Raw genomic sequence first — 23,607 nt, 5'->3', positions numbered from 1 at the left:
CGCTATGGCTCTATTCTGCCAGCAATGCAAGCATTCGAGCTTCAATTGTGGTCGCAGAGGGAAAGAAGCCCATCTCTTCTGGTCCATTATAAGGGGCTGCAGGGGCCGCTAAGGCGGAAATGAAAGCAGGGGTTACATCCAGGTCATAGAAACAGTGCTCTATAATCCAGGAATGGATATGGCGTCCAAAGCTGGTGTGGTCAGTCTCTTCTGTAACAACCAGCGCACGATTACTCTCTTTGACTGCTGAGACAATGGCTTCCTGATCAAAAGGCATGAGTGTACGCAAGTCAACTACGTCAAAAGCCTTGCCTGTCTTCTGGGCGATATTGGCTGCGGCTGTGCAGGACTCTAAGACCATTGTGCCCCAGGCAATAAGTGTTATCTGTGGTACGCCATTGCCAATCCGCAAACGCCGCGCTTTGCCTAGTGGAAGCGTATAATAGCCATCAGGGACCTGCCAGTAATCAACCATGACATCAAGGCTTCTGCCAGATGCATCTTTCGGTGGCTCTGAACGATACAGGCGACCTCTCTCCAGGAAGGTGACTGGAGATTGCGCGCGAGCAGCTTCTAATAAGAGCCCTTTTGCATCAAAAGGGGTGGCTGGACAGACAACAATCATCCCCGGAATCGTGGTAAACCATTGCTCACCCGCATTAGAATGACCATATGCGCCACCGCCAGCTCCACTATTGGAGATAGGGCCACCCCCACCACTTCCAGATTTGGTGCGGAGTATCAGAGGAGCATTCCAGTTTCCGTACGTCTGATACTCTGTCCTGGCTGCCAAACGAATCGATTGGGTCGCCGACTGATGATAATCAACAAACTGAATCTCTGCACATCGTGCTTTTCCATCCAGCATCCCGGCCCCAGCCGCAATTCCTACAATAATCTGCTCATTCAGAGGGCTGCTGATGGCACGATCTGGAAATTGATTGACTAGTAAGGCTGTAGCTCCAAAGACGCCTCCTTTGGGGCTCCCCACGTCCTGCCCAAAGACAAAAAAGTAGGGGTCGCGCTGGGCTAACTCCAATAACGCTTCATTGATAGCAGCCAACATTGTGAGCTGGCGCTTTGTGCCACGTGGAGTGTTCTCAACCCACTGAGGAACCGTTAAGACATGCTCCAGGGCCCGATCAGCGGTAGGCTCTGGCTCTTCTAATACATCCTGTTCAATACGATCTAGCTCAGTGCGAATAGTCTTACGCATGCGATCAAGATCTGCTTCTTGAAGATGACCATGCTCTACAAGCCAGCGGCCAAAGTTTTTAACCGGGTCTTTGGTGGCAGCAGTAAGAGCAATCTCGTCTTTCTTACGGTACGATTTAATATCGGTGCTGCTAGAATGAGGATCTAATAAACCTAAATGGAGATGAAGAAGGGCTGGCCCCCGACCAGCACGAATGTGCTGCACAAGACGACAGGCAGCCTCATAGGTTGCCATCACATCCGAGCCATCGACCTCTTCAGCATATATAGTGCTGGCCTGAGCCCATTCAACAAGCGAACCGGACCACTGTAAACCCTGATTGGCTGCGGTAATAGCCCACCCATTATCTTCAACGACGATCAAGGTAGGCAATTGATAAACTGAGCTTGCTCGACACAGTGCATGAAAATCATTTGTCGCAGCCCCACCATCACCCGTTGAAAACAGCACAACCTGATCGCTCTTATGCTGCTTCACAGAGAAAGCGGCCCCTGCGGCAAATGGAGCTAAACCAGCCACCTCACTGGAGGTCGGCAGAATGTTTAACCCTTTCCCTGTATAGTGAGCAGGCATATTCCGACCGGCCCCCGGGCTAGTAATACGAGCATAAGCGTCACGTAGCGGCGCATAGCGATCTCCCGTCCTCTGCAACCAGGCGGCAAGATCACGATAATAGAGCGCTAACCAATCATTCTCACGAAGAGCCGCTGTCACAGCAGCCATTGCCTCATGCCCGGCACAGCCAATATAAAATGGATAGCGTCCCTGCGTTTTACGAACTTTCAGCAAATCATTGATGACGCGTGCTGTAAGCATTGTGTGATAGAGTCCGATGACATCCAGCGACTCTGCTGAGGTGCCAGATTCTATAGATGGGGTATTTACCGTCATTCTGCTGTTGCCTCCATAAGTGTCTGCGGTGACTGTGTAGGCTTCGTCGATACTACGTACTACAATAATAAGGACAAACAAATAATAATTGCAAACAATCTCATTATAAAATTGCAGTCGAGGAAAAGCAATGAGAGAAAAAGATCGTTAGAGAGAAGATCCTTTGTATTGCTTCTCAACCAGGCTACAACGTATAATGGATTCTGCATGAAACCTCTGTTTTTCTGCATTGTACTAAACCTGCGATAGCATCGGCAAAGAAGAAACCTGAGACAGAACGAGACATATTGACATATGACAAGTACGCCGCTCTCGACAACGATCCTCTGCGATCTCTATGCACGTATGCTCTTTACAAGAGTGGTCGATAATGCAATCTCGCAACTATCCCAAAAAGGCTATCTTGACAGACAAGGCAAAGGGATAGCCAGTTGTCGTGGGCATGAGGCTGCCCAGGTTGGCAGTGCGGTCTGTATCAAGGTTGGGCAGGATTTTACACTCCCCTATTATCGCGATCTCGGAGTGATGCTCACTATCGGTATGACCCCTTATGAGATCTTCTGTACCTATCTACAAGCAGCGCGTGAGCCCGAGAGAAGTTCAGATATCCATCACTGGAGTTATCAAAAACACAATATCGTGACTGGACCGGCTCCAGTAGCGACCCAGTTGCTTCATGCGGCTGGCATTGCCTTTGCGAGTAAATTGCGCAAGGCTGCGGTGGCAACAATTGCTTATTGTGGAGATGGTATTGTTCAGGAACCAGATTTTCTTGAAGCGCTAAGCTTTGCTGCTCAGCAGCAGTTGCCAGTGATCTTTCTCTGTGAACACGATTGTCACGATCCTCTACAATCAGACATCCCGGATCTCTTGCCGCTATTCCCTGCGGGTCTGGCACATCATATCGTCAATGGGGTCGATGTTCAGCAAGTCTATCAAGCGACACAGGCTGCGATTCAACACGCCCGCGCCGGAAAGGGTCCAACCCTTTTACAATTGACCTTGAAGCGCGTTGAGCCAGATTGTGGATCGAATGGGCTTTCTCTTCTCGCACCACAATCTGACTTAGCAGCCTATGACCCCCTCATCCACTGCCAACGTTTGCTTCAGGAGCAAGGATGCTGGGATGATCAGTGGGCTCAGAATATACGCACTCGTGCCTCTAGCGAGGTGGAACGCGCCCTGCAGGATGCTCTTCTTCAGGAAGGATTCACGACGTAAACGAGCCAAACAGGTTATTCAACGACTCGGCCAGGGTCGGGTGAGCAAAGACACCATCGCGCAAAACCGTATAGGGAAGCTTTCCAAGCATTGCGATCTCCAACATCGACATGATTTCGCCCCCCTCAATGCCCAGGATAGATGCTCCCAGAATCAGATCACTCTCGGCATCGACGATTGCTTTCATGACCCCACGAGCTTCATCGATCTCCAGTGCGCGGGCGACATAGCTCATTGGCATTTTAGCAACCTTGATCTTCTTCCCTTGTCGGCGCGCTTCCTGCTCAGAAAGGCCAATACGCCCCAACTGCGGATCAATAAACACAGTGTAGACGGTCGCTCGATCTTTCATGCTCGCATGCCCCTGCTCGATGAGGTTTGTTCGCAAAATACGGAAATCATCATAGGAGATATGGGTGAAGGCAGGCCCACCTTTGGTATCGCCAAGGGCATAGATACCGGCTACATTTGTCTCCAGACGATCGTTCACCTGAATATATCCGTGCTTATCGAGCTGGACTCCAGCGGCGGTTATGTTAAGCCGATCGGTATTGGGCTGGCGACCTGCCGCACTTAGCAGATGTGAACCACTGATGATTCGCTCGCCATGCGCATCCCGAATAGTAACTTGAATCTGCTCTCCCTGCTTGGCAACCTTGACGGCAGAGGTTTTCAAAAGCACCTCAATGCCATCCTCCTGGAGAATCTTCTGAACTTCAACGGCAATATCCGGGTCCTCTTGCGATAACAGTTGTGCTCCACGTTGAATAATGGTCACCTGGCTTCCAAAGCGGCGGAACATCTGCCCAAATTCCAATCCCACATATCCCCCTCCTAAAACAATCAGATGCTCGGGTACTGTATCTAACTCCATAATAGTGGTAGAGTTGAGGGTAGGAACGGTCTCAATGCCTTCAACGGGTGCTAACGTTGGTCGATCACCTGTATTGATACAGATGGTTTCGGCTGTCAATGTCAGCGTCTCGCCACTATTCATATGCACCTCTACCGCATGAGGGCCTGTGAACTGTGCCTCGCCCATCAGCAGATCCAGATGTTCAGTGCTTCTTAGACGCCTCTCACTTCCACCACGAAAGCTCTCAACAATGGCACGTTTTCGCTGGCGCACTTCAGCCATGTTGATCGTTACAGGACCGCTATGGACGCCATAATCTGCCGCACGTCGAGTCAGATACGCAACGCGTGCGCTTGCCACCATGGTCTTTGTTGGAGTACACCCTTCATTAATACAGGTTCCCCCCACGTGCTCTCGCTCGATGAGTGCGGTCTTTTTGCCTGAACCAGCAAAGGCACCCGCTAGAGGACCACCAGCCTGCCCAGAACCAATAATAATGACATCATAATGAGTTGTCTTTGCCATAACGCTCCTTATACACTGTTTCAGAATAGCACACAAATTGAGCTCTCACTCCAGGATACGGCTATAGACAAAAAAAGAGACACAACGCAGATCTGGTCTGTCTCTTACCCCTTCTTATGATGGTTCAATAAGCCTCTGATCCTCAATCGAGGAAGTGCGTTGATCTCGCAATACCGCTCTCTCTTGCTTGAGAAGAGCATCCATAATTCGTTGACGATGCTTGGGCAGGAGCTTTACTGGCAATTCAGTCGGCACAAAATAGCGACACTCGCTAGATTCCTCTGTCGCATGCAGATCGCCGCCAATGACATGGCAGCGAAAACTGAGCACCACTTCCTGCTTTTGTGGCTTTGAATAGACTCCCACCAGTGAGTCTACCATCACAATCAGGCCTGTCTCCTCTAACACTTCACGGCAGACTGCCTCCTCTACCGTCTCACCAATCTCCATCCCTCCCCCTGGCAGATTCCACCAGTCGATATCTCGCCGTAAGGCCAATAAGATCTGATCTTCCTCAAAAATAAGGGCTGAGACACCAATGCGAAAATGGGCTAATGCCGGTTCAGTCATAGAGATCATCCTCTGCTCATCTCATTCATTTCTTGCAATATCTGAGCTATCAGGCTCCGTCCTCGCATAGCCCCAGCTCAGTGCATCTCCAGAATATTGACACTATCTGAACTGTACAACAATTGACGGACAGGAGCAATACGTAACGCCTGGCTTGCAAAAACAAGCAGCTCGGTTTTCGCTACCAATGGCAATGATTGCCTATGACCGGAATGGATCTAAAATCAAGCAGCTAAGACTCCTGCGTCTTTTGAGGCAGAGACACGGCTATCTCTGCCCCACAGAATACCATGTTTCATGTCAGGCCGCAATCCGACAGGGCTTGCTATCCCAGGCTGCTTCGACGAGACAGAGGGGTGTTAAGCACGACTAGCAACGGCCAGTCTGGGAGTAAGTTTTGTGCCAATCAGGCGCGCGCCTTTGAGAGAGGCTCCATCTAAGGTCACGCCTTCTAAGTTTACATTGACCAGGACAGCGCCATTCAGGTTGGCGCCCTGGAGATTGGCTCCGCTCAGATCAACCTCTTTTAAATAGGCCCCCGTCAAGCTCGCACCACTCAGGTCCGCTTCCACGAGATTGGTCTCACTTAAGTCTGCACCGCTCAGATCTGCGCCCCTTAGCTTCGCTTCGCTCAGGTCTGCACGACTCAAAAATGTCCAGATCAAGACGGCATTAGTAAGATCTGCCCCACTTAAATTGGCCTCGGCTAAATTGGCATCCTTGAGATCTGCCTCGCACAGGCTCGTCTCGCTAAAATCAATACCACTTAAATTGGATTCGCTTAAGTCTGCATGCCTTAAATTTAACCGCGTCTGCGGATGGTGTTTTCTCCAACGATTCCATGTGTCACACCCACGATGAAGCAGATTGAGATGATGCTGATTCGCCATTTTTTCTATACTTTCTACACTGAATCTCTTTTTATATGAAAAAGACTTTTCTTCTTTTTTAAGAAGAATTTGCACCTGTTCATTACTACAACATTTCTCTATGGCACATACATTCGCATATGCCATGTCGCTAAGAAAGGATAACAGAAAAAGATTAAATTTTCATTAATTTTGCTGAAAAATTCTATTAGAAAACCTCAACATTTGCGCCTTGAGGAAGCTATTGGGCACATTGGCCTCGTTTGGGTACCCCTTCTCAAGGTTGGCGCTGCTGGATACTATGATCGCCGAGCAAAAAAATGCTATACTTGAGACAACGACACTAGTTCAGACAGGGAGCGCTAAAAAATGCTTGTTGCCTATGGGCCAGAGGGGCAACCACTCATCGCTGAAGAGGTTCCGCTAGAACAGTTACAGCACTGGTCGCGTGAACGCTCGTTGCATTGCCCCAATTGTCGCGGCATCGTTCATGTTCGAGGTGGTCCAGAGAAACGGACACAGCTCCACTTTGCGCATCAGAAAGGTGAGTGTGCCTGGAGCACTGAATCCGAGTCTGTGCGCCATGCTCAGGGGAAACTGCTCCTCTCTCACTGGCTTCGTGATCAATTTCCTCAGGCTCGCATTACTCTGGAAGAACGCTTACCCGAACCTAATCGCATTGCCGATGTCTTTGTCCGCCATCCCGATGGACGGCAGTGGGCGGTAGAGTTTCAATGTGCCCCCCTCGATATTGAAGAATGGCGTCATCGTCATCTGGCTTATCGTACAGCAGGGATTATGGACACCTGGATCATTGGGAATAATCGCAAGGAGAAGCAGGAAGCCTTTCTTGAAGCAGTGCTTCAGTCAGCGCATGAGCTCCTGTTCCTTGATCCACTGGTAACTCCTCCTCGCATCTGGTTACGCTGGCCGATCTCGCGTCAACAGGCACACAACTGGCAGGATAGTGACAGACTCTCGTCAAGCCAGACTTCACTGGCAGGCTGGGTTGGCAGGCTGGGCTATGGAATGAGCCTGATGGGCCATCTGGCCGAAGTTTATCTCGATCCTCAAGGACATCTTCATCATCCACAACGAGAACAGATTACGGCCCGTACCTCACTCCTTCACCAAATGGAACAGGACGCGTTACCTACGGAGGAGCATCTTATAAGCTACCTGCAACAGAGTGTCGGGATGGAAGCGTTGCGCATAGTGCTTCTTCCACTCCTGAAAGCATATCTGCTCGATCCTGATCTCCTGCGCCGCTATAATTATGGACGCGGCCAGCAGGGTCAGCCTGTCAGCCCGGCTGATCATCAGCGGATTCAGAAGGCCTGCCGCTGGCTTACGACACTGGCCCTGCATGGCTTCCCTCCCTCACGCATTCAACTCTTGCTCAAAGAACTTCCTTTTGTAGGAGCTTACGCAGCACTGGCTGGCTATGGAGAGATGCTTCTCTCTTTGCTCTAACCTCTCTGTCATCCATGTTTAAACTGAGCTCCCTTTTTCTGCTGAAGCAGACTCAAAATTGAAACTAAAGGGGTATGCTGTGCGTAATCTAAGCAGTAAGATACAACAATAACAAAAGGTGTCCCATCACCTGATGAGCATAAGGAAGGATGTGCAGGATGAACAATTTCTTGAAAGGCGTGCTGTTCGGCGTTGGCATCGGTCTACTCGTTGCCCCTCTGCGTGGCGAAGAGACGCGTAAATTGATCGGTGAGCGCGTTGGCGAGTTGCGCGGCTATATCCCAGAGAATGAGCAGCTTGATGTCTATCGCCAGCAGATCACTGACCGCGTTTCCCAGACGGCTGGTTCTTTAAAAGACTATGCCCAACAGGCCGCGACTACAGTGAAAAGCTCTGCCAATAACCTGGGGGATATTGCACAGAACGCCGCCTCGACCGTTAAAAAATCGAGCTCCGATGTTGTTGATACCACCAAAAGTACGCTCAATTCCACCCCCTCTAATAACTAATAATCCATCCCATCTCGTCGCTGAGATGGGCTATCTTACTTGAGACAAAAAATAGCTAGCTACTACTTCTTTACAATGCTCTCTATTGATTATCTCTGCTCCAGTAAGAATCGTATGTTTGAAATGAAAGAGCAGGCCAGCAGAATTATTATCTGCTGGCCTACTTTTCTTTTGAAGCCGAGAAGAGGCGGCCAGATCTCAGATCTTATGCTTATTACAAGAACAACAATAGCTGGTACATTTTGATTTGAACCAGATCTCCCGGCTGGAAGCGCAAATAAAGAAAAAAAAGCGATCTCTCCTCTACCAGAATTCCATGCAAGTCCTTTTTTGGCCCCGCTAAACGCTGGAAAAACTCAAGCAAATACCCTATAATTTCATAGATTGGCTCATCAGCTTGCTCACAAGTTGGCTCATCAGTTGGCTCTGGAATGCGCTCTTTCGTTCGTTCAAAAGAGCTTGATCATTGTCGTGCCCTCTTTTCATCCTGAGAAGCTGTCACCTGTAGGAGTTTATTTTTATGCTGCACTACCCTTCCAGAGCGCTCTACATATTCAAAATATCCAAAAGATTCTATATTCATATCTATGCTTTTTGCAGATCCGTTGTTCAGTTCAGGCGAGTATCATGGTGCATGATACTCCTTATTCTCTGTATTTCATTTCTGACTGGATGCAATCAACCTTTATTGCCTTCACCAGTCTCGACGCCTACTGTGCAGGCAAACCATCCTGCCAGTTTGCAGGAGTTTCCCCTCTCCTCTGCTTTTACGCCTGGTGCAGTCGCGCTTGATGGCCAGGGAAATCTCTGGTTTGCTGAAAGTGATGGGAATCTCACGACAAAGATTGCTCAGATGACCAGCAACGGAGTGCTTCATGAATATCCTCTTCCGACGCCGCAAGCTCTGGTAAGCCATCTCACGCTGGGAGCGGATCATACTATCTGGTTCACCGAATATGTGCTTGACGAACCCAATAATAAGATTGGGAAGATCACGCCTGAAGGAGTTGTGAGTGAGTTTCTGATTCCAGATGGGCATATTCCCCAGGCAATTACGGCAACGGCTAATGGAGATCTCTGGTTTGCAGAACCAAATGCGATTGGCTGCCTCACTCTACAAGGAGATGTTCAGGAGTATCCTCTTCCGCCCCAAACAGGGAATCCACAGGCAATTGCCGCCGGAGCTGATGGCAACCTCTGGTTCACAGAGATCGGTCATATTGGTCAGATCACGCCCACTGGCACGTTGCATGAGTATCCCTTAGAGAATGATGAACTACCCACCTTTATTAATGCAAGCAGTGATGGAACGATCTGGTTTGCCGATATCCCCACTGCAAATCATCCTGCCTATATCGGATATATCGATAAAGAGAGAAAAGTCACCCAGATCTCACAGCAACATACCCAGATTAACGATATCACCAGCGGCCCTGATGGAAAACTCTGGTTTACTGAGGCTCCATTAGATATCTCTGCTTCGACCACTATTATTGGAAAGATCAGTCGCATGACTACTGATGGCACAACAAACACCATCACATTCGCCAATCGACTTCCTGAAAAAATTATACAGACCAGTACTGGAAAGATCTGGTTCACAGAACAGACATTCAACCCGCAAAAAGCGAAAAAAGGGGCGACACATAAGCTCTACAAAATTGGTCTGCTTGAGGATCTCACTATCGAGCACTATCAATAGAGGAAAGGAAGAAGGGCCTGGAATGTAGCCTATTCCAGGCCCAATTTTTTCGCCCATTTGCACGCACCAACGGCATTTAAGCTTAAAGTTCAGTTTCAAGTCACCGCGTTCTACCATTGAACTACCGCCTCACGAAACGAGGCAGGTTGGAGTTGAACCAACACTCGATGAGCATCGACTTTAAGCACTTGATCTGGCGCTCGGCGAGAATGCTAAGACTTGGAGTGAGAGTCTCAACATGGGGTGGCTGGACGCTGCCTCTACCTTATTTGGGCTAACCCGCCACGCACTGGCGGGTGCAGGAATCGAACCTGCGCTGAAACGTCCGACCGTTTAGTCTACGGTCTGAGTCTAAATTTGTACTCCAGCTATAGGATACTGGAAAACACGGCCAAATGCAAGTAAAAAAAGGCTTACAGGCTATTTAAAGAGATATTGAAAGACTTTGGCCCCTAATTTCTGCTCTTCAACTTCCAGATTGTTCGCCTCTTCACGTGCAAACTTCACGGCCTCTTGCAACTTTTCTACACGAGCCAGGAGCTCATTCACACGCTGAGCCGGTAATGCTCCTGAAAATTTCACCGTACGCCAGCTCCCTACCACAATATCTTCGTAGTAGACTTCTACCTGCGCCGGATGCTTCTCTGTAGCCTCGGCCTTCACATGGTTGCGTGGCACCTTCTTCGTCTTCAACGTCTGCACAGGTTCCGTCGCCCAGCAATCGGCTGAGGTGTCGAACGTCCAGCTCTCTGCTGCATCCAGAACAGGCAACTTCTTAATAAATGTATGTAGATCTACCAACTGTTTCTCCAGAAACAGGAGATAAGTTGCAGGGACTTGTGACAGCAGAACCGTCCCATCTACCACGACATCAGCTTTCGCCTTACAGTTGGCCCAATCTTTGGTCGCCACAATATCAAATAATTTGACCAGAGAATCAGTTGTCTGACGAATAATCTCCTCAGAACGCAGTTGGACACGCGTCGACTCTGGTGGCAGCTGCTCACCCTCTTCATCCTTTGGGCGGTAGGTTCGTGAGATACCAGAGAGAAGAGTGGGCTTTTGCAGAGAATGATGAGCATCTGTGAGTTCCTGCAATGAACGGCTTTTTGTCCCTTTTTCTATCGCAATTACTTGATTCAGCTTTGGCATACGATTATCCTCCAATAAAGAATATATATCAATAACTTATGTATTTTATCGCTACTGTCAAGTAAAGAGGATATCTGGCTCACCATCTTCTGATCTTAAAGCTTGATCTGTACACCTATAGCACACCTATAAAAAGGAGATTTTAGCCTGTATATGTAAAACTTTGGAGTACCTTCAGAAATATTGCAACATCTTCTTTCCTGGGCGGATCTCTCGTTTCTAAGTAGAATGAATACGCTTTTCCACCAATAGTGATAGGTCCCGCTGCAAAGTTTACCTCACCACAGTTTGGAGAGGTCCGCTGATAGAATGGTGTTTGAATATGATCGATCACGACAGGATCAGCTTCTGGAGTAAATCCAATCTTTGTATAGTCCGCTGAAGGGCCAGATAGGAGCACCGTGAATTGTATCGCTTCCGGATATCGAAGAGCTTCTTCAGCAGAGGCTGGATGAGGAAGGGATTTCGGAGTCAACCAGATTTGATAAAAGGTAGAAGATTGATCAGCACTTGACGTGGAAAAGGCTGTTTCATTCCATCCTATCGGAATTGTCAATGTGAACGGATAGGTCTTGTCGTTGTACACAATTCCCTCTTCAGGAGAAGGTTGAGGGAGACTTATGAGAGGGCAATGCGTTGTGATAGCTGTGGTTTGTGCCGTTGCTGTTAAAGCTTGAGATCCCGGTCCTTTAACGGAAGTACTTGTTGAAGTTGGTAATGAGGTACTATTAGTAGTACCACTAGTATTGCTACATCCTACAAGTATACAAAAAGATAAAGAAAGCAGACAGATAATACACAAAAGTGGCAATCGAAAGGGGCATTTTCTCACTAACTTAATATCCTCTCAAAAAATGAGAATCACAACATGAGAGAGAATTATAAGTCTATATATGCTCATTTGTCAACAGAATCTATTTCATGATTAAGAGGATATCTGGCATAAAGGAAGGCAAGAGATCTACCTCTTCTCACCTTCCTTTTAGTCATAAGAATAGAACTCTCTTAGATATACCTGCTGCGTTTTGCAAGCTATTGTGTATATTTCTTGAACGCTGTCCCAGGATCAGGCTGTTGTTTGTAACTCACATTATGCCGACTCCAGGGATCTCGTTTCCAGCGAATTTTTTCTAATGGCAGATCGTCCTCATCACGACGATTGGCATTTTTCATTTTGACAATAAAATGAATCATCAGAGCGGCATAAAGAAACAAGACGCCAAAACCCGCAAAGATACCACCTACCCACCAGTGATTATCGTAATAGCCATCGGGATGCTGACTATAGTCAGCAAAAGCATAGCTTGATGGCGCACTGCCCTGACTTTCCATCGTAAATTGAACCGCAGTATAAGCCGTTCCAACCAGGCTAGGAGCATTGGCTAATTCAATATTAATTGAATAATGCGCATCTGCCACATAGGTTAGCGACGTAACGGCCACTCCATTTGTGAGGATTTCACCTTCTGGATAGGGAGTAAAATTCGCGCTATCGACTGCATAATAGGTCTTTGTCTGGGCATTGAGGTCCTCAAAATAATCGTTCCCATCATCCAGAACATGAATCTTGAAGTTTCCTGTAATATGGCGATACACAATCTGATGCGAGGTAATTCCATAAATCATACCTCCAATAATCAAGAGCACACCTGTCGTAATACGGCCCGCCTGCGTTCCAAATATAAAAATGAATAGCCGAAAAATGGCACCCGGTAAATTACTGATTGATCTCATAACGCTCCCATTGCCCATATAAATAAACACATCAATACAATTGATTATAACACAACAATAGACTATTTTTATAGCCTTTCTTCCATTTTCTGCTGATGAGCATTGCATCAACAACATGAGTCTTGCTTTCTATGCAAGCGTTTTTTGTGTGTCCGTAAAACGGTATGGTAGATCAGCTTGAAAAGGAACAGTGTAACTATTTCTACATATTATGCGTGCCAGGATAGTAAGGAATGTATCTAAACCTGAAGCACCCCTCATTGTATTGTGTTCTGCACCATCGCAGAGGGGATGCCTGGGAATACGTATTGAAGAGGAGGGAGAGACACAAGCTCACCAGAGTCAGACTCGTCCAATGGTCTAGCACCTAAACGTTACAGAGGAGAAAACATATGGCAATGCGAGAATCCATCATTGTAGGAGTATTTAACGATCGCACGATGGCCGAACGAGCCATTGAAGCCCTCACAAATGCAGGATTTCCTGGTGATATGATTCGCCACTCTACGAGAGGAGAGGCTGGGAGCATTTTAGAGAGCATTAAAAGTCTCTTTACTGGACAGGAAGGTGGCTCTGATGCGGTGATGAATGATCTGCTGGGGATGGGGCTCTCTCACGATGAAGCTCAATATTATGCCCAGGAACATCATGCAGGTCGTACGATTGTCTCTGTCCAATCTCTCAACCGCTCAACTGAGGCTGCAACGATGTTGCGCAGTATGGGTGCCTTCGATTATCATCACCGAGCTTCTACAACTCGTCCACAAGAGACGCAGACTGGCTCCCAGCCAGGTGCTCCAACAATGGGGGCTGCTGCCAGCAATATACCTGGACAGACAAGAGAGAGCACACAACCTGGCTATACTGTTCCGCCTCAATCTACAACAGCTCCATTTGGAAGCAATGCACCAACCAATACGCCTACGCAGCAGACCGGTTCAGCTCCAGGTAGCTTCAAACCTCCCACTCCTGAAGCTCCAAAGATGCCTACGGCTCCATCCGGGTCCGGGTTCACTGGTTCAGCTCCAGGCACTCCCAGACCGCCCACTCCTGAAGCTCCGAAGATGCCACAACGCCCACCGGAAAACATGCCTCCAGGCGTTCCACGACCAGAGGCGGCGGCAAACCCGACGATGCCCACAAACCCACCTGCGCCACAACGTGGAACTGGTATACCGCCTAAGACACAAGGACAGACTCCACCGGTAACTCCGCCACGAAAAGAGCAGGATCGCCCTTATTCTGGTGAAGCTCAACGCTATCAATCGGGTCAGATCTCGCAAGAGGATCTCAATGCTCGTCCTACATTCGATAGAGAGCTCGTCAGTCGAGGAATGCCTTCCGATGAACGGGGACAGGTCGGCTCAGGTTCGGATCGGGTCGAGAATATTGATCAAAAAGGAGCTGATATTGAAGCGGCCAGACAGAGGCGCGAACGCGAGCAAGAGACCTCCTTTAGAACCAATCCTTCTGGCCCTCAAAGGGATCAGCCAATCGAGCGAAATCCACTGGCCGAACGTGGCTTTAATGAGCCTGCCAATAGAACGCCGTTAAACGCTCAACAGCAGCGATCTAACTGGGAACATGAGCGCGAAGCACTCTCTCATACCAATCCCAATCGGCCCTATGAGAAGGATGTTGATCGCTTCGGACAACGTGGTACGCCCAACCAGAACGATGAAAGCTTTGACCAGACGGGCCTGCATAGCTATACGGATAGACCCGATCGCTTGCAACAGCGCGATCAGTCGGACGTCAACCCAACAGTCAAACGCGACCTCGATCGCAATGCCCGTCGAGGTGAGGTCTCCGATACCAGGGATATCATCAACGATGAAATACGTGGAGATCGCGGCTTCTTCAATGAGAAAGACCCAGATTTCGATAATCGAGATCGCTAGTTCATAGCCGAAACACTATTCAGGGAGTGCCTCCAGTATTCATTAGAGGCACTCTCTTTTTCTTTCGTGCATTAATTTACGCTGGTAGATTTAATACTGAGGATCTCTTCCCCTATCTTCACAGAACAAACGTATCCTCCGAGGATTCAGGAAGGTAATATGTTAGTAAGGATTCAAAGGCCATCCAGACTTCTTGTGGATAACTGCCATACGTCGTTCCTCTTAAGAGTCGATCCTTTCCCTCCGGGTTATAGAGGACAAGCAATCCATACATAAAGAAACGATCCAGAGATGTATGAAGATTCTGAGGCCGTTTTCGCACCAGAAAGCCCAGACGCGGTGCACCACGACTGAGAAGCGTCACGCCATAGATAGCCTTAATCGGTTGCGGAAAATCTGCCTGCTGCGTCCAGAGAGCAAGAGCCTGAAGATTCTGCACCATAACACGCAGATAGGACCATGATTCAGCATGCGTAGAGATCTCTAAAAAAGCACGATTACGAAAATGCAGGTCGATAATAGGGTCACCTTTGACAATCTTTACACCAGAAGGCAGCTCTATGGGCCTCCCACGATAGCGCGTAAAACGCACCTGAATAAGATCGTAACGCGCCCCTGGAATTGATTGTACGTGCCAGAGACTTCTCGTAAGATGCTCCCAAAAAGGCCAGAAGCGCAGAAAACCACGTGCTTTCCCCGCGCGAGTCTGAAAAGCGAAGCTCCATCCTGGCGGCAGCGCTCTGTTCTGAGGTTTTTCCCTTGTGCTACTTTCACGCACCAGGAGGATAAAAATGGCAGCCAGTACCAGGAAGAAGGTCGCCATGGCAAACACTATCCGATATCCTAATGCTGTCGGCCCAAAATGATGAACGACAACAATAATTCCCCCTCCCAATACTGGAGCCAGAATGGCCGGTAAGGTGGATGAAGCATTCCAGAGTCCAAGGTCCTTCCCAGCAGTATCCAATGAGGGCAGAGCATCAACAGACAGGGCCCAGTCAACGCTCGTATAGGCTCCATAACCAAGCCCGAAGAGAATGCCCAGTAACCAGAGCGGAAAACTCTCTGAAGAGATCACAAACGCCAGCGATGCCAGTGCCATTAAGATCGTCGCAACACTTACAAGAGGAGCCCGGCTGACACGATCAGAGAATATCCCCAGACCAAACGCACTGACAACCGCTCCTGCTAAAGCCAGCACTGCAACGGCGGCGGTAGCAGCGACAAAGTTTGTCACATGAGCCACATCTGCAAAGTAATACTCAATATACGTCAAGAACAGAGTCAGACCCATCATAACCGCAAAACGTGTCAAAAACACGACCGTAAAATTATAGTCTCGCCAGGGCCGTACCCAATTCCGTATAAACCAGGCCCGCCACTGAAATTGAGGCCGCCTGGTCTCCTTGATGATGCTGACAACCGGCATTTCATGAATACCAAATGTTGTGATACATACTCCAATCACCAGTATGATACTGGTGATCACATAGAAGAGACGTGTCCCTTGTTGAATAAGAACGACATTCACCGCTTGCAGGCTCACATCTTTTAATAACCAGGCCGCCAGACCAAGACTCATGACATTTCCCAGAATGGCCATCAATCCCATATATCCAGAAGCCGCTCCACGCTGTTCTTTGGGCACCAGATCAGGAGTCAGGCTCTGATAGCCAGCCGTCAAGATATTTAAGCCAACCTGCAAGATGGCCAGACCGGCGATAAAGATCCAGATTCCATTCACCATGATGAGGAGAGGAAGGCTAAGAACGGTGCACAAAGCACCCAATAGAATATAGGGGCGGCGGCGGCCAAAGGCTCCAGTTGTCTGGTCCGAAAGCATTCCAATCAACGGTGGCACAAACAAGGAGACCAGCGCACCCAGGGTTGAGATCCAGCCCAGAAAGGTCGCCTGCTGCACATCACCCACTACCCCTGGCGTCACAAACAGTGCAATCTGTGTGGGAATAATAACTGGCAAGAGGCCTGCCGAAAGTGCATTGACAGAAAACCAGAGCAGACTGAGAAGTAACTGTTCACGAACCGACAGTCGTTTGAGGACAGCATGTACATCCATAGTTCCATCCTTAAAGCGGCACAAGATCTCTTCTCCAACACGTTTACAGAGATCTCTCTGGAATGAACCTACATGAATAGAAGCACTACTACTTTACCATGCACGATGCGGATGTTTACTGATACTCTCTATAAAACCTCTCTCTATTTAATCACATCTATATGATGGAAGGAAAGTTTTAACCGAAAAAAATTTAGTGAGCCCTTACCCTCCTTCTACCAACAATGGCGTCCTGATTGTGCACAACACAAGACGATAACTGTTGAATAAGGAAACGAGGGGAAGAAGAGGTATGCACTATTTGCAGACTTTGCAGACAGATTTTGCACAACGCGATGATCTTATCGCCTATCTCCTGGTCCATTTTGCCGATGCTGCTGCCCAACATCCAGCGATCAGTCCAATTCAGGGGGGCAGGCGTGCTGCTGAGACACGCCTGCAACAGGTTCAGCCAATAGCATATGCCCAGACGCGAAATCTGCTCAACGGGGCAGTAACGCACCTCTCTCCCTACCTGCGGCATGGAGTGCTCTCACTATCAGAGGTGCGTGAATGGATCATCACACGTTGGGGGGGTCATCAGGCAGATAAACTCCTCCAGGAATTGGCCTGGCGCGACTACTATCAACATGTCTATCAACGTCTAGGAACTGAGATCTGGCACGATATCGAGCCCTGGAAGACTGGCGTCAGCTCATATACCGAGCACTTGCCGGAAGATATTCAGAACGGTCAGACTGGTCTTGCCTGTCTGGATGCCTTTATCCAGACGCTCTATACCACGGGCTATCTTCATAATCATGCCCGTATGTGGACCGCAAGCTATCTTATTCATCATCGTCAGGTGCGCTGGCAGACTGGCGCCTACTGGTTCCTTCAACATCTTCTGGATGGCGATCCAGCAAGCAATAATCTTTCCTGGCAATGGGTCGCTTCAACGTTTGCGGAGAAACCCTATTACTTTAATCGCGAAAATCTCGCCCGCTATACACAGAACAGCTACTGCCCACAGTGTCCACTCCTCCACCATGGCTGCCCTTTTGCTGGAAGCTATGAAGATATTGCAGAACGCATCTTCCCTACGCCTGCGACTAGAGCTGAGCCATCGTTGTCCCCCCTCCAACAGCGGCTCACCACCGTCCACAACGAGACCAACGCTCACAAGGCATCTAACACTGCTGATGAGGCGCCTGCTGTTCAGCCGCTGGTCTGGATCAATGAAGAGAATCTCAATCCATTCAGTCCAGCTCTGAAAGCCCATCCAGATGCACAGAGGGTCTTTATCTTTGATATGGATGCCATCAAGAAAGCTGGCTGGACACTCAAGCGAATCGTTTTTCTCTATGAATGTCTACAAGAAATACCAGATGTGCAGATCTATCAAGGAGAACCTCAGCAGATTCTGCTCGAGCTTACACACCATGAGGAAAGAACCATTGTCACCACCGAGGTTGTTGATCCCCATCTACAGAGCCAGCTCCATGCGCTGCAAAAGCAACGTCACGTCAAAATCTATCCCTTTGATAGTCTTATTCCACACCATCAGGTTCGTGATCTTCGCCGTTTTTCTCGCTATTGGAGAGAGGTGGAGCAGTCTGTTCTGATTCAGTAAATCATCACCTACAGCAAAGATAGGGTCCAACTGGCCTCCAATCCTTGCTGTAGATAGTCTGAAGAGAGCAGATCATCAATGGCTCAGCAAGGCGCTTAACGAACGGCAAAGGTAATAGGGACGTGTTTTGCACCATAAATGAACGTGCTATTTACGGGCTCAAGATCTCGCTCATGGGTGATACGTATTCTGGTAAAACGCTCCAATAACATACCCAGTGCGATTTTCGCCTCCAGGCGAGCCAGTGGCGCTCCCAGGCAGAAATGAATACCATGTCCAAAGGAAAGATGTTGATTAGGGCTCCGCGTAATGTCAAAACACTCGGGATGGACGAAATGGTCAGGATCATGATTCGCGCTTCCTGACCAACCCAGGACAACCTGTCCACGACGAATCAATTGTTCCTTTAGAATAAAATCAGAGGCAGCAAAACGCGCCAGAATTGTTACAGGCGAACGATAGCGTAAAACCTCTTCAATGGCGGAAGGAAGGAGCTGAGGCCTCTGCTGCAATTGCACCATGGCTTCAGGATGCTCATCAAAGCAGAGAAGTGCATTGCCGATCAGATTCGTTGTTGTGATATTACCGGCAATCAGTAATAACGCACAGAAGCCCAGGAGCTCATCCTCTGTGAGCTCCTGACCATCCACTCGTGCAGCTAAGAGGGCACTGATAATATCCTCGCCTGGCTGCTGACGGCGTTGAGCAATAATCGAGCGAAAGTATTCATTTATCTCATCCATTGTCTTGCGCACACGCTGACGAACGCGCTCCAGCACAAGCTCACGATTCTCACCAGTCAGCTCATCATATTCGCCTGAAACGATCTCGTCCGACCAATGCTTAAACTGTGGTCGATCTTCAATTGGCACACCAAGCAGCTCTGCAATGACAATGATAGGCAGTGGATAGGAGAGATCATCAATAATATCCATCGCCCCCTTCTTCTCTACAGCATCCAACAGCTCCTGCGTAATCTCTGTAATACGAGGCGTAAGTTGTGCCAGTGCACGTGGGGTAAAAGCCTGGGACAAAAGGGAACGCAGTTGTCGATGGCGTGGTGGGTCCATATTCAAAATGCTCTTCAGCGCTGGAGCCTCCGAAGCTGGTGTAAATTTTGACTCATCAGATGAGAAGAGCTCATGATCGGTTACCAGAAGATGAACATCCTCGTAGGTGGAGACCTCCCAAAATTTCGCCTGCTCATTGTAGACAGGCTGCTCGTGTCGCAGAGCCCGAAAACACTCATGAGGATAGAGCAATTGATCACGGACAGAGTGTGGATTCATAACCTTCTACCGCCTTCCCTCAATCCAGTTAAGACCATCAGGGCCTCAACTTTTTTTGACAACTCTAACAGAAGAGATCCCAGAAAATTTTATAATCTGTATGAAAGAGATAATCAGATTGCAAAGCAGGTAACAAATAACTAACGTTACCGATCAATGACGCTATAGAGTTGGAGAGAACGCCCTGACATGCTATACTCAGGCAAAAGATAATCGCTTCCAAAAAGTCATCGGAAAGTTGGAGGGGCAAAGCATCCATTATGCACAGATATGAGACACAGATTTTAGCAGTACAGCCAGCAGAGCCTGAAGCAGCAAAGATCGCACAGGCCGCAACACTGATTCAAGCAGGAGAGCTGGTCGTCTTCCCAACAGAGACGGTCTATGGGCTAGGAGCCAATGCCCTCAACCCTCAGGCCGTCGAACAGATCTTTGTGGCTAAAGGGCGACCATTCAATGATCCCCTCATCGTTCATATTGCCGCCTTAGAAACACTGCAAACGCTTGTAAGCACCCTTCCTCCATTAGCGCTCCCTCTTGCTCAAGCCTTCTGGCCTGGTCCGCTGACCATGATTATGCCTGCCAGTTCACGTGTTCCTGGAATGGTAACCGCTGGCCTGGAGACGGTCGCTATCAGGATGCCGCGCCATCCCATTGCCCTCAGCCTGATCCGTAGCGCAGGTCTCCCCATTGCGGCTCCCAGCGCCAATCGTTTTATGCATGTCAGCCCCACCACCGCCCAGCATGTCCTGGCTGATCTCCAGGGCCGGGTCCCACTGATCCTCGATGGAGGAGCCTGTGAGGTTGGTGTCGAATCAACGGTGCTGGATCTCTGTTCGACAATCCCTACTATTCTCCGTCCTGGCGGTATCAGCCTGGAAGCATTACGCACAATCATACCAGAGGTTCAAGTAGCAGCCCCTCGCACAAAACACGATGAAGAGCAGCAAGCTCTGTACGCTCCAGGGCAGATGCTCGTTCACTATGCCCCCAGTGTTCCGGCCTATCTCTTTGAAGGATCAAAAGAAAGCCTGCGCCAGAGGATGCTCACAGAGATTCAACGCTATCACCAACAAGGTCAACAGGTTGGAGTCTTGCTTGCAGATGAGGACGAGGACTATTTTAACAAGAGCGGAGCAACCCTCTATCTCCTTGGCAAGACGCCTGAACAGGTTGCGACCCGGCTCTTTGCTGGATTACGTACGCTTGAAGATGCAGGCGTCCAGGTCATTCTTTGTCGCAGCTTTACAGAAGAAGGACTTGGAAGGGCAGTCAAAGATCGTCTACTCAAAGCAACTGGAGGCAATATTATCTTTACAGATGAAGCTTATCAATAACCTCCCGTAGCTCTTACCAGCCGTTTGATCAGCGCTGCTTTAAGTGGTGGATCTTGAGAGCAATCTGTAACGAGAGGCGCAGCTCGGGGTCCTCCAGAGAGCGACCAAGCAGAGCCTCAATACGATTAAGGCGATAGAGGAGAGAGTTGCGGTGAAAGTGCATCGTACGCGCCATCTCACTCAGGTTCCCATTACAGCGAAAGAACCCTTCGAGCGTATCCACATACGTACTATCGTGGCTGAGCAAAGGTCCTAACGTCTCCTGATAAAAATCATTGAGCTCATTATGCCCGTTAAGATGGAACAGCAAGCGATAGATCCCTAAACGCGCAAAAGAATGCAGATTGCCTTCTCCAAAGAGACGACGACCAATCTCTAAGGCCTGCTGTGCCTCACGAAAGGAGAGAGGGATGCCCGAGAGATTTTGCGCAATGCGGCCAATGCCACACGAATAGAGAGGCTGATTTGAACTTTTGCTTCGATTTACTGGTACACGGGAGAGCACACGCTCCATCCGTGTATAGAGGGTATTCTCATTCTCACGCTCCTCCTCAGCAGTTGATCCCAATTCAAGCAGAGGTAAGAGTGCCGTGACCCGGCGCGTCTCTGGGAGAATCCAACAATTGGGCCAGATACGCAACAACTCATCTCGTATCCATTTGCTCCATTGAGTCGATGGCGCTGACACAACATGTTCAGACTGAGCCACTTCAAATACAACGACCACCTGGGGAGTCGTCAGATCATAACCAAGCAGCCGGGCACGAGCCAACATCTCTTCAGGCTGCTGATAATGGCCCTGGAGAACATCAGTAAAAGCTTCAACCTGATAGCGGCTTTCAACCTCACTGCGTTCGCGCTCGCGTGCAAACTCAATTGCCAGAATGGGAGTGACCTTCCCGAGAATGATGCGCTCAAGGAAATCAAAATCACTCTCACGCCCAATGAGCGAGAGATAGCCAACGACTTCATGACGCATCAGGATAGGATCGACAACGCGGATAAAGCCCTGAGCACGCAAGAGTTCGTCAGTAAAAGGTTGGGGAAGAGTCAGAAGAGAGGTCATTGCCGGAGCTGATTGAAAACGAATGCTCTGATCGGCATCTTGCACCAGAACCCATTTCTGCCGACTATTGGCTAAAGCGTCACATAATCCTTGAATGCCCGCCCCCTGTACGCTCAGATCCATCAACTGGTGAGCGATATCGGTCGCCTTGCGCTCGATCTCGCCCTGGAAACTGGCAACAAAAGTGCTTACCTCGCGAGCAATCTGTTCAAGCGAGGCTGAGAGAGGCAATAAAATCAACGGCAAACGCAGTTGATTTGCCAGATCACGCGACTCTTCATCAATCTCCGCCTCGGTTCGAGCAGCCACAGCAATCACTGCCACGCCAGCTTGATGGAGGCTTTTCAGCAGATGTGGCAGCGTCTCATCGAGGCGCCGCAATTGCTGAAGCCGGAGAAGGGCTAACTCACCGCCCTGTACCGTATCAAATGCAGGAAGACGTGAACGCATACAACAGGCCCACGTCACACGGCGCTCTAACCCCTCCCCACCTGCAACTAATTGCGCATTACGTGAGGCGAGCAGAGTCAGAATGGTTCTCACCGATGCCGATGATTGTGATTGCGAAGGAGAAAGACTGCTCATCACTCACACAATACAACTAGCGACGAACCGTCGCAGTAGCAGGAGTGCTCCCGGACTTCTGAGCCTGGCGCTGCTTCTCTTTCAGTTTTCTCGCTTTTGCCAGATGCTTATGCCATGCAACACGTTTTGCTTTATTCATTCCTATAGGTTCCTTTCAAAGATAAAAAAAACAACAAACTATTCGTCGCTATCTGAACCGCTCTCGAAATCGACCTCGGTCATCTCATCTGCATCATCCCCGCCATCATAATATTCGTCATCGTTGCCCAGATCATCTTCGTCGTCGCGGTCGTAGCGCAACATAGAATCCTTAATATAGGCTCGTACAGTATCTTTCTCATTCGCTCCCTGCGAGGGGAAGCTCACTTGATTGAACATACTGGGATGCTGATACTCTTCACGAATACGAATAACACCCTGGAGAGGGATCAGGATAGCCGCCCCATAGCGGTTCCCTTTTGCAATAAAGCCAATCAGACGATTGGCCAGACGAGGCTCAACCTGCCCGATATAATCGCCTGCGGCATTTTTTACCAGTAAGCGATGTCCATCTGCATGCAGATTCACTTTATCACCTGCCCCAATTCTCACCAGCATCGATGAGGGAGCAAGGTTGATCAACTCGGTTACACCCGACTTACCGGTCTCTTCAATGAAGATCTGAAGGTCAACTCCAGTTGGCGCAACTCCAGTTGGCGCAACTCCAGTACGAACGGTATCAGGCATCAACGCGAGGCGATCCAGATTTTTTTTCGCAATAATATTATCAGGGCTGTACTTCAGCGTCTGTGAGTAGGCCTGTCGGGCCTCGGTGTACTGTCCTAGCTCGCTATGGGCCTTGCCCAAACGATTCAGGGCATCGGGCTCAGAAGGGAAGAGGTTGATAATGTTTTTGTTCACATTTACCGCCTCTGCCCACTGTCCCTCCTGGGCCAGCTTGACAGCCAACTCTGTCCACTGTTTTTTCATTCGAGCTTTTTCTTCAGCCGACAGTGCTTGCGTCATTAAAACATCCTCCATCT

19 protein-coding genes are annotated in these 23,607 nt (G+C 49.1%); 7 read left to right on the top strand and 12 right to left on the bottom strand.

Annotated features, from left to right (window positions below; all coding sequences use genetic code 11):
- Nucleotides 1-10: 10 nt before the first annotated feature.
- Nucleotides 11-2,107: an alpha-ketoacid dehydrogenase subunit alpha/beta gene (locus EL628_RS11965; RefSeq protein ID WP_126580174.1), complete on the bottom strand. Its 2,097-nt coding sequence runs from the start codon at nt 2,105-2,107 to the stop codon at nt 11-13.
- Nucleotides 2,108-2,401: 294 nt separating this feature from the next.
- Between EL628_RS11965 and EL628_RS11960 the strand changes: the two genes are divergently transcribed.
- Nucleotides 2,402-3,328: a thiamine pyrophosphate-dependent dehydrogenase E1 component subunit alpha gene (locus EL628_RS11960; RefSeq protein WP_126580173.1), complete on the top strand. Its 927-nt coding sequence runs from the start codon at nt 2,402-2,404 to the stop codon at nt 3,326-3,328.
- On the opposite strand, the gene EL628_RS11955 is transcribed toward EL628_RS11960, so the two are convergent.
- The 3 genes from EL628_RS11955 to EL628_RS11945 all read right to left on the bottom strand — a co-directional run bounded on the left by EL628_RS11955 (nt 3,318) and on the right by EL628_RS11945 (nt 6,169).
- Nucleotides 3,318-4,709 carry a mercuric reductase gene (locus EL628_RS11955; protein ID WP_126580172.1) on the bottom strand — a complete coding sequence of 464 codons (1,392 nt, stop codon included), beginning with the start codon at nt 4,707-4,709 and terminating at the stop codon, nt 3,318-3,320. The two genes, EL628_RS11960 and EL628_RS11955, sit on opposite strands and share 11 nt — an antisense overlap.
- A gap of 114 nt (nt 4,710-4,823) precedes the next feature.
- Nucleotides 4,824-5,279, bottom strand: coding sequence for an NUDIX domain-containing protein (locus EL628_RS11950; RefSeq protein ID WP_126580171.1), 456 nt, complete (start codon nt 5,277-5,279; stop codon nt 4,824-4,826).
- A gap of 359 nt (nt 5,280-5,638) precedes the next feature.
- On the bottom strand, nt 5,639-6,169 hold the full coding sequence (locus EL628_RS11945; protein ID WP_161975444.1) for a pentapeptide repeat-containing protein: 531 nt from the start codon (nt 6,167-6,169) through the stop codon (nt 5,639-5,641).
- 348 nt (nt 6,170-6,517) lie between these two features.
- On the opposite strand from EL628_RS11945, the gene EL628_RS11940 reads away from it, so the two are divergent.
- The 3 genes from EL628_RS11940 to EL628_RS11930 all read left to right on the top strand — a co-directional run bounded on the left by EL628_RS11940 (nt 6,518) and on the right by EL628_RS11930 (nt 9,832).
- A complete protein-coding gene (locus tag EL628_RS11940) occupies nt 6,518-7,621 on the top strand; it encodes a competence protein CoiA (protein ID WP_126580169.1) in 1,104 nt (367 codons plus the stop codon).
- Nucleotides 7,622-7,779: 158 nt separating this feature from the next.
- Nucleotides 7,780-8,130, top strand: coding sequence for a YtxH domain-containing protein (locus EL628_RS11935; RefSeq protein ID WP_126580168.1), 351 nt, complete (start codon nt 7,780-7,782; stop codon nt 8,128-8,130).
- Between the two features lie 634 nt (nt 8,131-8,764).
- Nucleotides 8,765-9,832 carry a Vgb family protein gene (locus EL628_RS11930; RefSeq protein WP_126580167.1) on the top strand — a complete coding sequence of 356 codons (1,068 nt, stop codon included), beginning with the start codon at nt 8,765-8,767 and terminating at the stop codon, nt 9,830-9,832.
- Between the two features lie 420 nt (nt 9,833-10,252).
- Here the strand turns inward: EL628_RS11930 and EL628_RS11925 are convergent, their stop codons facing one another.
- The 3 genes from EL628_RS11925 to EL628_RS11915 form a co-directional block, all read right to left on the bottom strand.
- Nucleotides 10,253-10,984, bottom strand: coding sequence for a DUF7873 family protein (locus tag EL628_RS11925; protein WP_126580166.1), 732 nt, complete (start codon nt 10,982-10,984; stop codon nt 10,253-10,255).
- A gap of 142 nt (nt 10,985-11,126) precedes the next feature.
- The gene (locus EL628_RS11920) at nt 11,127-11,570 is read right to left on the bottom strand and encodes a hypothetical protein (RefSeq protein ID WP_126580165.1); all 444 of its coding nucleotides are present in this window, start codon (nt 11,568-11,570) and stop codon (nt 11,127-11,129) included.
- A gap of 446 nt (nt 11,571-12,016) precedes the next feature.
- Complete coding sequence (locus EL628_RS11915) at nt 12,017-12,718, bottom strand: hypothetical protein (protein ID WP_126580164.1); 702 nt, start codon at nt 12,716-12,718, stop codon at nt 12,017-12,019.
- 392 nt (nt 12,719-13,110) lie between these two features.
- Here EL628_RS11915 and EL628_RS11910 point away from each other — a divergent pair, with 392 nt between their 5' ends.
- The gene (locus EL628_RS11910) at nt 13,111-14,619 is read left to right on the top strand and encodes a hypothetical protein (protein WP_126580163.1); all 1,509 of its coding nucleotides are present in this window, start codon (nt 13,111-13,113) and stop codon (nt 14,617-14,619) included.
- Between the two features lie 118 nt (nt 14,620-14,737).
- On the opposite strand, the gene EL628_RS11905 is transcribed toward EL628_RS11910, so the two are convergent.
- On the bottom strand, nt 14,738-16,696 hold the full coding sequence (locus tag EL628_RS11905) for an MFS transporter (RefSeq protein ID WP_126580162.1): 1,959 nt from the start codon (nt 16,694-16,696) through the stop codon (nt 14,738-14,740).
- A 292-nt stretch (nt 16,697-16,988) separates the two neighbouring features.
- Here EL628_RS11905 and EL628_RS11900 point away from each other — a divergent pair, with 292 nt between their 5' ends.
- On the top strand, nt 16,989-18,308 hold the full coding sequence (locus EL628_RS11900; RefSeq protein ID WP_218028901.1) for an FAD-binding domain-containing protein: 1,320 nt from the start codon (nt 16,989-16,991) through the stop codon (nt 18,306-18,308).
- 95 nt (nt 18,309-18,403) lie between these two features.
- On the opposite strand, the gene EL628_RS11895 is transcribed toward EL628_RS11900, so the two are convergent.
- Nucleotides 18,404-19,597: a cytochrome P450 gene (locus EL628_RS11895; protein WP_126580161.1), complete on the bottom strand. Its 1,194-nt coding sequence runs from the start codon at nt 19,595-19,597 to the stop codon at nt 18,404-18,406.
- A gap of 260 nt (nt 19,598-19,857) precedes the next feature.
- Between EL628_RS11895 and EL628_RS11890 the strand changes: the two genes are divergently transcribed.
- Nucleotides 19,858-20,934 (top strand): L-threonylcarbamoyladenylate synthase, encoded by a 1,077-nt coding sequence (locus tag EL628_RS11890; RefSeq protein ID WP_126580160.1) that lies wholly within the window; start codon nt 19,858-19,860, stop codon nt 20,932-20,934.
- A gap of 28 nt (nt 20,935-20,962) precedes the next feature.
- Here the strand turns inward: EL628_RS11890 and EL628_RS11885 are convergent, their stop codons facing one another.
- Genes EL628_RS11885 through EL628_RS11880 form a run of 3 tightly spaced genes read right to left on the bottom strand, consistent with a single transcriptional unit; the run spans nt 20,963 to nt 23,590 of the window.
- Entirely contained in the window at nt 20,963-22,585 is a 1,623-nt protein-coding gene (locus EL628_RS11885; RefSeq protein ID WP_126580159.1) for a PucR family transcriptional regulator, read from the bottom strand.
- Nucleotides 22,586-22,601: 16 nt separating this feature from the next.
- Complete coding sequence (locus EL628_RS30785; RefSeq protein ID WP_281276535.1) at nt 22,602-22,724, bottom strand: hypothetical protein; 123 nt, start codon at nt 22,722-22,724, stop codon at nt 22,602-22,604.
- 38 nt (nt 22,725-22,762) lie between these two features.
- Complete coding sequence (locus tag EL628_RS11880) at nt 22,763-23,590, bottom strand: tetratricopeptide repeat protein (RefSeq protein WP_161975443.1); 828 nt, start codon at nt 23,588-23,590, stop codon at nt 22,763-22,765.
- Nucleotides 23,591-23,607: the final 17 nt, after the last annotated feature.

The sequence above is a fragment of the Tengunoibacter tsumagoiensis genome (assembly GCF_003967535.1).
Classification (GTDB): domain Bacteria; phylum Chloroflexota; class Ktedonobacteria; order Ktedonobacterales; family Ktedonobacteraceae; genus Tengunoibacter; species Tengunoibacter tsumagoiensis.
This window is presented reverse-complemented; position numbering and strand designations above follow the sequence as displayed.